This window comes from Azospirillum sp. B506, from assembly GCF_000333595.1.
Taxonomy (GTDB): Bacteria; Pseudomonadota; Alphaproteobacteria; order Azospirillales; family Azospirillaceae; genus Azospirillum.
The window spans coordinates 1-1766 of record NZ_BADK01001062.1 but is presented as its reverse complement, the minus strand read 5'-3'; the positions used below and the strand labels follow the sequence as shown (position 1 = coordinate 1766).

General features: G+C 70.0%; 2 protein-coding genes and 1 pseudogene. All 3 read left to right on the top strand.

Annotated features, from left to right (window positions below; all coding sequences use genetic code 11):
- A partial coding sequence (locus tag I71_RS32675) for an HAD-IC family P-type ATPase (protein ID WP_042704139.1) occupies positions 1–930 on the top strand: 930 nt, incomplete at its 5' end.
- A gap of 8 nt (positions 931–938) precedes the next feature.
- Positions 939–1325 carry a Cu(I)-responsive transcriptional regulator gene (gene cueR / locus I71_RS32670; RefSeq protein WP_042704142.1) on the top strand — a complete coding sequence of 129 codons (387 nt, stop codon included), beginning with the start codon at positions 939–941 and terminating at the stop codon, positions 1323–1325.
- A 240-nt stretch (positions 1326–1565) separates the two neighbouring features.
- Positions 1566–1766: pseudogene (locus I71_RS32665) on the top strand (MFS transporter); the annotation flags it as partial.

Below are 1766 nucleotides of genomic sequence, written 5' to 3'. Positions count from 1 at the left end.
ACCGAGGGCAAGCCGCGCGTCACCGACCTGATCCCCGCCCATGGCACCGATGGCGAGACCCTGCTGCGCCTTGCCGCCGCCCTCCAGACCGGCAGCGAGCATCCGCTCGCCCATACGCTGCGCGACCGCGCCGCCGCCGCCGGAATCGCGCCGGAACCGGTGGACGACTTCCGCGCGCTGGCCGGGCGCGGCGTCGCCGGCACGGTGGCCGGACGGCGCCTGCAACTCGGCAATGCCCGCGCGGTGGCGGAGGCCGGCTTGCAGCCCGGCCCGCTGGCCGAACCGGCCGAGGCGCTGGCCGCCTCTGGGCACACCCTGTCCTGGCTGATCGAAATCGGCGAGACTCCGCGCCTGCTCGGCCTCGTCGCCTTCGGCGACACGGTGAAGGAGAGTGCGGTCACCGCCGTCGCCTCGCTGAAGGCGCAGGGGGTGGAGCCGGTGATGGTGACCGGCGACGGCTGGGGCGCCGCCCGCTCCGTCGCCGCAGCGCTCGGCATCGGGCGGGTGTTCGCCGAGGTGCTGCCGGGCGACAAGGCCGCCGTCGTCGCGGCCTTGAAGGGGGAGGGCAAAATCGTCGGCATGGTTGGCGACGGCATCAACGACGCGCCGGCGCTGGCCGCCGCCGATGTCGGCATCGCCATGGCGACCGGCACCGACGTGGCGATGCACAGCGCCGGCATCACCCTGATGCGCGGCGATCCCCGGCTGGTCGCCGGCGCCATCGACGTGTCGCGGCGGACCTATGCGAAGATCCGCCAGGGGCTGTTCTGGGCCTTCACCTACAACGTCATCGGCATCCCGCTGGCGGCGTCGGGCAACCTCAGCCCGGTGCTGGCGGGAGCGGCGATGGCGCTCAGTTCGGTCAGCGTGGTGGTGAACGCCCTGACCCTGCGCGGCTGGACGCCGCCAAAGAATGGGGATTTGCAATGAGCAACGGCATGACCATCGGCGACGCTGCCAAGGCGTCGGGCGTCAACGCCAAGCTGATCCGCTATTACGAATCCATCGGTCTGATTCCGGAGGCCGGGCGGACGGCGTCGGGCTATCGCGTCTACAGCGACCGCGAGGTCAATGTGCTGCGCTTCGTCAAGCGGGCGCGCACGCTGGGCTTCGGGATCGAGCGCATCCAGAAGCTGGTCGGGCTGTGGCAGGACCGCTCGCGCTGCAGTTCGGAGGTCAAGCGCATCGCGCTCCAGCACATCGACGAGCTGGAGGCGAAGATCGCCGAGCTGCAGGCGATGCGCGACACGCTGCACGAGCTTGCCGACGCCTGCCACGGCGACGAGCGGCCTGACTGTCCGATCTTAAAGGATCTGGCGTCGTGAACGGTCCCATCGTCCCCAATATTCCCTTTCCCCGGAGGGTGACGGGGATTTTCCAAGCGTAAGGGGAAGAGATCGCCGGGCGGCGGTTCGCCGGAACCCGACCGCCCGGCTTCCGCAATGCTTTCATGCGAAATTGCTGCGACCCTGCGACGCAGGACGGCCTTTATGCTGGCAGGCATGTCGAACCCTTCCGCGCCGTCCCTCGCCTCCGCCCAAACCGCAAGCCGCAGACCGCCCATCGTGGCGGCAGACGGCCTGCCGATCCCGCAGCGCTACTGGGCGATGGCGGCGATGACCGTCGCGCTGATCATGGCGGTGCTGGACGGCGTGGTCGCCAACATCGCCCTGCCGACCATCCAGCGCGAGTTCGCCGTCGATGCCGCCAGCGCCATCTGGGTGGTGAATGCCTATCAGCTGGCGGTCACCGTCTCGCTGTTCCCG

Bases quoted from the DNA above. Each gene is read 5' to 3' on its own strand.
- cueR (WP_042704142.1), top strand. From the start codon at position 939: ATGACCATCGGCGACGCTGCCAAGGCGTCGGGCGTCAACGCCAAGCTG.